Below are 7,533 nucleotides of genomic sequence, written 5' to 3' on the forward strand. Positions count from 1 at the left end.
TTAGCCCTTCTTTGCGGCGGGAACGCACACCTCGCCCTGCGCCAACAGGCGCGCGGTGCGGGTGACGCCCGCCGACAGAAATTCAAACCCGTTAGAGCGGTCAAATTTCACCCGAACCTCCATCGTGCCCATGGGGTGTTCGATCAAAATGGTGGCTGGCGATGCCCCCGCGTCCCGCGCGATTCCTTCGGCCACCGTTCCCGGTGCCAAGGCGCAAGCGGCAAGGCATTGTGACCCTGTTACAGCCAAAGTCGGGTGCGTCGTCCACGGCATGAAGTAGCGCGCACAAAAATGCCCCCCGTTCATAGGCGGCGCGATCAGCCCGATTTTCGGCACCACGCTTTTGGTCACATCGCCAAGCCCCATCCGGCGGCCTGCTTCCAGCCTGATCGCCTCCATGCGTTTGAACAGGTCGGGCATGGCATCCAGTTCGTCTTGGGTTTCGGTGCCGCTAAGCCCAAAATCCGCCGCGCGGGCGATCATCATCGGCATGGCGACATCAACGCAAGAAACCTCGACCCCGTCGATGTCTTCCTTGGCATGGCCGGTGGGGAACATTTTGCCGGTGCGTGACCCCACGACCTCTAGAAAGTTCAGCGCCACGGGGGCGGCGGTGCCGGGCACGCCGTCGATCGCCTCGTCCCCGGAATAATCCACGGCGCCGTTTGGGGTCTGAACCTCTGCTTCGACCAAAGCGCCGGTATTAACGGCCCTGATCCGAACCGAGGTCACATCCCCCGTCACCGGAACCAGCCCCATTTCAATCGCCGCGGGCCCAACCCCAACAAGGATGTTGCCGCAGGTGGGCGTGTAATCGACCAGCCGTTCATCCACCCCCACTTGCGCGAAGAAATAGTTCACATCCGCATCGTTGGTTTCACTGCGCGACAGCATCGCCACCTTATTGGTCACCGCGTTGCCGCCGCCGATCCCGTCGATGTTGCGCGGATTGCCCGCGCCGACGACGGCCAGCAACACCTCGGTCAGCTCTTCCCGGTCTTCGGGCAGGTCCGCCGCGTTGAAATACGGCCCGCGCGAGGTTCCGCCCCGCATGAAAAGGAAAGGTATCTTGCGCTGTATCATTTGAATGGCCACGGCATATCGATGAACTCCTGTAACAGCCCCGGCGGGAAATCCCGGTTCAGGGTGCTGGCGACGAAACACATTCCGGCAATGCCCGCGGCCGTCAGCAAAGCAGAGCGCGCCCAGCTAAGCCCCGCGCGGATGCGGAAGAAGGTGATAAGGAAAAGCATCAGCGCCAGGATGAACCCCAACAGCGATGACAGGACCAACAGCGCGCCAAACCACGACAGCGTAGCCCACAGCCCATGGGCCGCATCGCCGTCATCGCCAGCGGTTTCACGGTCTGCGAAAATCGGGTCGTCTTCGGGGGCGCGCATCATGCGGATCAGCAACAGCACCAGCGCGATGATCCCCACGGTGCCAACCGTCAGCGGAAAGATTTTATCCGACGTCAGATCGATCAGCGCGGCGTTGATCCATGCGGTGACCGTATAGGCCAGCATCAGCAGCAAGAAGATAACCGGAGCCCGCTTTTTGCCAGACACAACCGGCCCTTCGGTCGGCATCTGCTTGGAATGGCGCAGCCCCAAAACGACCGAGATGATCGTCAGAACCACAATCCCAATCACGATGGGCGACGCGACATATTCCAACCCGACATCCATCCCTTTGCGGAACTTGAACGTCGCGATCTGATGGGCGTTGTTCGAAAAATTCTCGGCCTGACTGGATAGGACAAAACCAATCAGAAACGCCGGGCGCGACCAATCGAACCGGCGCAGAAAGATGCCCAACAGGCCAATCGCGAACAGGGTCACCAAATCGCCCAGCGACTGACGCGATTGGAACGCGGCGAAAGAAATCATCATGAACAGGAACGGCGCCAACAACGTAAAGCGGATCGTCGTTAGCCGCGAAATCGGGCCAGACAGCGCAATACAAAGCCCCGCCCCCACCACGTTCGCCAAGGCCAGCGACCACACCACCGTATAGGTCACGTCCAGATCGTTCTGAATCATCTGCGGGCCCGCGTTAAAGCCCAGCAGGCCAAGCCCGCCGATGAAAATCGCCATCGACCCAGAACCGGGGATGCCGAAGATCAGCGTCGGCACCAGCCCGCCGCCCTCTTTCGCGTTGTTAGAGCTTTCAGGCCCAACCACGCCGCGCACGTCACCCTTGCCAAAGCCGGATTTGTCTTTGGCGGTTTGAACCGTGTGGCCATAGGCGATCCAATCCACGACAGACCCGCCAAGGCCGGGGATCACGCCCACGACAACGCCGATCACGGCGCACCGCACACTTAGCCACCGGTTTTCAAACCAGTCGCGCACGCCCTGCGCCCAACCCGCGCCCAGTTGCGAACCCCGCGCGATGGATTGATCCTGACGCAGCAGGCTGATGATTTCGGGAACCGCAAAGATGCCAAGGCCAACGATGACCAGCTTGATGCCGTCCGTCAGATAGGGAATGTCATATGTCGCCATGCGAAGGCTGCCGCCGGCGCCGGCCTCGCCAATGGTGCCGACAAGCAGGCCCAGACAGGCCGCCGCAACACCCTTAAGCGGCAAAGTCCCCGCAAGGATGGCCACCATCGACAGGCCCAAAAGGGTAATCGCCAACATCTCGGGCGTGCCAAAGGCAAGCACAAGGGGCCGCGCCACAAGGATCAAACCGGTCAGAACCGTCGCGCCGAACAACCCGCCAAACAGCGATGATGCGAACGCCGCCGCAAGCGCGCGCGCTGCTTCGCCTTTTCGCGCCATCGGGAACCCGTCAAGCACCGTGGCCTGACTGGCCGATGATCCGGGAATGCCCATCAACACCGATGCAAACGTGTCAGAGGTTGGCACCACCGCGACCAAACCCACCATCAGCGCAAGGCCGGAAACGGGATCCATCCCGAACATAAAAGGCAGCACCAGCGACAGGCCCGCGATACCCCCAAGGCCGGGAAACACCCCAACCGAAAGGCCAAGCAGAACGCCCAGAACCAGATACATGATCTGCGCAGGCTGAAGGATTAAGGCAAACGCCTCCTGCAGCGCGGGAAGCGCCGTGACGAGAGTGTCCATTTTTGATGATCCGTCGAAGGGCCTTCCGCGCAATCACACACGCGGAAGACACGTTTCAGGTAAAGTTACTTCAGCGACACGCCATATGTGTCCAGAAGCCATTTTTTGACGAAATCTTTCGCCTCGGCCGGAACTTCGGTGCCAAGCTTAAGCATCGATTGAGCCGTATCGCCGGTCATCTGCGGGTACACACCCAACGTGTTCTCGCTTAGCTCTTTGAAATCGGCCCGTGCGGTCACTTCGTTGAAGGCTGCGGTATAAGTGTCGATCGCGTCTTGATCCGCACCTTGGGGCAAGAACACCATCTTTTGCACCGGGAACCCGGCAATAAAGAAGGCTTTCCATGCTTCCCACGCGTCGCCGCTGGTTTCACAGCTTGGCGTTGCTTCGCAGATTTCCTTGAACGTCGGGATGTCAGGGAATGTCGGGTCGCGCACGATATTGCCGTCCGCATCCAAAGCGCCCCATGTCATCAACGGCACAGCATGGCCTGCTTCGACCAGCGGAACCACGGATTTCAGATAAGCAGCCGAAGTTTGGTAATCGATGTTGGCTTCGCCACGTTCGAACATCAGGCGGCCATCGCCGCGACCTTTGATGCCGAAGACAGGCTCGACCGACATGCCCAGCATTTCCCAGCCAAGCAGCGGAACAAGGTCAAGCCGCGTCGCGCCCTGGCTGCCCCAGATAAAGTCTGTGTCTTGCAGGCCGGTCGCATCCAGCCCGTTCATCTTGCCCGCCAGATCAGGTGGCAGGAACGCAACGCCGCCGGTGCCCGACGCCAGAACGACATTCCAGTCGCCGTATTCGTATTTCACCCGCGGATCATCCAGCAGATACGGGAATTGCGTCGACCCGGAAGAGCCGAAAATCAGCGTGCCTTCGCTATCGCTGTAGTCTTGGCTTTGGAACCAGTTCGCGCCCTTGGTCGAACCCGCACCCGGCATGTATTTCACAACGACCGTGGGGTTGCCTGGCAACGCTTCACTCAGCAGGGGCGCGTAAAAGTTCGCCCAGCGTGCAGACCCGCCTGTTTCAGAAAACGGAATAACAAAATCAACCGTTTTACCCGTCAGATCCAACGACAAAGCCGCCGATCCCGTTAACGAACATGCAAGCGCCACCGACGCGGCAAGCGCCGTGTTTTTCGTGTTCATAATTTCCTCCCATAACTACGGCACTGTCCCGCGCCGCATCCTCCGGGGCAACATCCTCTTGCCCGATTTGAACAAGTTAAGTTACGAACCTTGCATGAACCTTTCGTCAGGAATTTTATGCGCATCGCCATAATCGAAGACAACGAAAGCATCGCCAAAGGCATTGCTTACCGACTGGAAGATCGCGGCCATGCCACTGATATCATTGACGAAGGTATCTGCGCCGATGAATTCCTGCGTGACGACAAAAATGACCTGATTATCCTTGATATCAACCTGCCCGGAATGGACGGTTTGGCGATTCTTCGTGCCCTGCGTCGGCGCGACGATCACCGGCCCGTGCTGCTGCTGACCGCCAAGTCCGATATTTCTGACCGTGTCGCCGGGCTTGATGCGGGGGCCGACGATTATCTTGTGAAGCCCTTTGAGATGGACGAGCTGGAGGCCCGAGTGCGCGCCCTGTCCCGCCGCCGCGCGCAATCCATCGAAGATGTGATAACCCTTGGCGCGATCACCTTTCACCCCGGCACGCGCGAGGCGTTTGTGAACGATGCCCCCCTTGCCCTGCCCCGGCGCGAGGTCGCCGTGCTTGAGGCCCTGTTGGCCGCCCGCGCCCGCGTTGTGCCCAAGGCCGATCTGCTGGAACATCTGTACGGAACCGGCGCCGCAGTCGAAGACAGCGCGATCGAGGTGCATATCTCTCGGCTACGCAAAAAGCTGGCCCCGCTTGGGCTGGATATCAAAACCCACCGTGGCTTGGGCTATTCCCTGATCGAAGGTGACCGGCCTTGATGGGTGGCTCGCTTCGGCTTCGGCTTTTTCTGATCATCGTTATTCCGCTGTTGGCGCTTGCGCCTGTGATGGGCGGCTGGCGCATGGTCGCCGCGCGCCAAACCGCCGCCGAACTTTATGACCGGACGCTGTTGTTCACCGCCCTTGCCGTTTCGCGCGACGTTGCCGTGTTGGACGGCGACGCCCTGCGCCTTGAAACCCAAAAACTAATGAGCGAGGCCGCCGGTGGCCCCATCCGTTACCACGTCTATGGCCCCGACGGGCAGCTTGTAACCGGCTATGCCGTGCCCCCGCTTCCGCCCAAAGAACCCATCCCCGAAGACACCGGTCTGGCCTATTACGATGGGCTTTATAAGGGCGAACCTGTGCGGGTTCTGAAACTGATCGACCAAGCGTCAATCGCGGGGCTAACGGGGAATTTCACCATAACAGTCTGGCAAGACATTCGTGTGCGCAACGCGTTTGCGTTGCAAATTGCGCTGCGGTCCTTCGTGATGATCATCGGGATGATTGCCGCCGTTGCGTTGCTGATTTGGTTTGGCGTGCGCATCGGGCTAAAACCGCTGACCGATCTGGAGGATGCAATCTCGCGCCGCTCTTCCGAAGATCTCAGCCCGATTCAACGCGCCGTGCCTGTCGAAACGCGCGGGATTGTTGGGCGGTTGAACCGGCTGTTCGGCAAGGTTTCCATCACGCTGGAAGCACAGGCCGCCTTTATCTCTGATGCTGCGCATCAGCTGCGCAACCCGATCGCGGGGCTTTTGGCATTGGGCGAATCCATCCAAAGCGCGCCAACGCTGGAATCCGCGCGGGCGCGCGCCGATGACCTTGTAAACGCCGCCACGCGGGCCGGAATCTTGGCCAACAAGCTTCTGACATTGGAACGCGTACGCGCCGATGACAGCCGCGAAAAGCACCAGATGCTTAACTTCGACGCGCTGATTGCCGACGCCATTGCCAGCCTTCAAGACGAAGCCGCCGACGCAGGCGTCACGCTTAGTTTCAAACCTGTGCGCGCGCAAATGGCCCTGCGCGGCGATCCCGTCACCCTGCGCGAGGCCGTGTTGAACCTTATCGACAACGCGCTGGTCCATGGCGGCCCGGATCTAAGCCATATTGATGCGACCCTTGCCAGCAGCGGCGACAAGCTTGTCCTGTCTATCGTCGACGATGGGCGCGGCGTTCCCGCACAGCTTGTCCCCAAGATCCTTGCGCGTTTCGGGCAAGCCGAACCCGGCCCCGGCAGCGGGCTGGGCCTTTCCATCGCCGAAGCCGTCGCGCGCGCCCATGACGGCGATCTTCAAGTTATCCCCGCTGATACCGGGTTTACCGTGATCATGACCCTGCCCCAAACCTAAGCGCCGCCCAAATGTATACATTTTTGACTTGATTGCCGTATATCGCGCGACATAAGCTCATTAATGTATACACCGAGGGTGCAATGACCGCGATTCCTGACAAACAAACCAACAGCACAGATTTTGCTGTCACCGCCCTGCGCGACCGTATCTTTCGCGGAGCAATCGCCCCCGGCACCCGTTTGTTAGAGGTTCCCCTTGCGAAAGATTTGGGAATTTCGCGCACCCCTCTGCGTCAAGCCCTGCTTGAACTAGAACGCGAAGGGTTGGTTGAACGCAAAACTACCACAGGCTTTGTCGTGCGCAGTCTTACGTTTTCCGACGTTTGCGATGCGATCGACCTGCGCGGGTTGCTGGAAGGCGCCGCCGCCCGGCGCGCTGCCGAACGTGGTGTTCCCGATGCGATGATTGCGCAAATGAACGAAACACTAAACCGGATCGACACGGCGCTAACGGGCGCTCCGGGCAAATTTGACCTTACGGGCTATGCCGATGGGAACCGCGACTTTCACCACCTGATCGTGGACGCCGCGCAAAGCCGCGTGTTGCGCGATGAAATCGCGCGGGCCGAAACGCTTCCGTTTTCGTCGCCCAGTGCGTTTTTGCTGTCGCAACGCGATGATCTGCCATTTCAACGGTCTTTGCTGACGTCGCAGGCGCAACACCGCGCGGTTGTCGATGCCATCACCCGCCGCGAAGGGGCGCGCGCCGAAAATCTGATGCGCGAACATGCCCGCATCGCACTGACCAACCTTGAATACATCATGGGCCTAGAACGCAGTGCACGACAGCAAGTGCCCGGCTTAGCCTTGGTGGTGGACTAACCCCCACCCCATCGCCTGGGAGGAGCGATATGACACAGACCTTAGCACCCCAAGACACCACCATCACCATCGACCAGTTGGTGAATGACCCCTACCCCATCTACAAACGCCTGCGCGCCGAAGCGCCTGTCATGCGCGTGAAATCCGTGGGCCGCACGTTTTTGACCAAGGCGACCGACACCCGCTATGTCAAAGACACCCCCGCGATTTTCAGCTCGAACGACCCTAACACACCGATGCAGCCCGCATTTCAGGCTCAAACCCTGATGCGCAAGGACGGCCCGGAACACATGCGCGAACGCATGGC

6 protein-coding genes and 1 pseudogene are annotated in these 7,533 nt (G+C 60.0%); 4 read left to right on the forward strand and 3 right to left on the reverse strand.

The genetic code is table 11. From position 1 onward, the window contains the following. The 3 genes from COL8621_RS18760 to COL8621_RS18770 all read right to left on the reverse strand — a co-directional run bounded on the left by COL8621_RS18760 (position 1) and on the right by COL8621_RS18770 (position 4,252). Positions 1–1,083, reverse strand: coding sequence for a 4-oxalomesaconate tautomerase (locus COL8621_RS18760; RefSeq protein ID WP_093968956.1), 1,083 nt, complete (start codon positions 1,081–1,083; stop codon positions 1–3). After that, positions 1,080–3,095, reverse strand: coding sequence for a tripartite tricarboxylate transporter permease (locus tag COL8621_RS18765; protein WP_093968957.1), 2,016 nt, complete (start codon positions 3,093–3,095; stop codon positions 1,080–1,082). The genes COL8621_RS18760 and COL8621_RS18765 overlap by 4 nt, the downstream gene beginning before the upstream one ends. A gap of 65 nt (positions 3,096–3,160) precedes the next feature. Continuing rightward, the gene (locus COL8621_RS18770) at positions 3,161–4,252 is read right to left on the reverse strand and encodes a tricarboxylate transporter (RefSeq protein ID WP_093968958.1); all 1,092 of its coding nucleotides are present in this window, start codon (positions 4,250–4,252) and stop codon (positions 3,161–3,163) included. A gap of 117 nt (positions 4,253–4,369) precedes the next feature. Between COL8621_RS18770 and COL8621_RS18775 the strand changes: the two genes are divergently transcribed. The 4 genes and pseudogenes from COL8621_RS18775 to COL8621_RS18790 form a co-directional block, all read left to right on the forward strand. After that, complete coding sequence (locus tag COL8621_RS18775) at positions 4,370–5,044, forward strand: response regulator transcription factor (RefSeq protein WP_093968959.1); 675 nt, start codon at positions 4,370–4,372, stop codon at positions 5,042–5,044. Beyond that, complete coding sequence (locus COL8621_RS18780) at positions 5,044–6,402, forward strand: sensor histidine kinase (RefSeq protein WP_093968960.1); 1,359 nt, start codon at positions 5,044–5,046, stop codon at positions 6,400–6,402. The genes COL8621_RS18775 and COL8621_RS18780 overlap by 1 nt, the downstream gene beginning before the upstream one ends. An 83-nt stretch (positions 6,403–6,485) precedes the next feature. Beyond that, positions 6,486–7,226: a GntR family transcriptional regulator gene (locus COL8621_RS18785; RefSeq protein WP_093968961.1), complete on the forward strand. Its 741-nt coding sequence runs from the start codon at positions 6,486–6,488 to the stop codon at positions 7,224–7,226. A 29-nt stretch (positions 7,227–7,255) separates the two neighbouring features. Then, positions 7,256–7,533 (forward strand): annotated as a pseudogene (locus COL8621_RS18790) (cytochrome P450); the annotation flags it as partial.

Source organism: Actibacterium lipolyticum (assembly GCF_900184935.1).
GTDB classification, from domain to species: Bacteria; Pseudomonadota; Alphaproteobacteria; order Rhodobacterales; family Rhodobacteraceae; genus Actibacterium_A; species Actibacterium_A lipolyticum.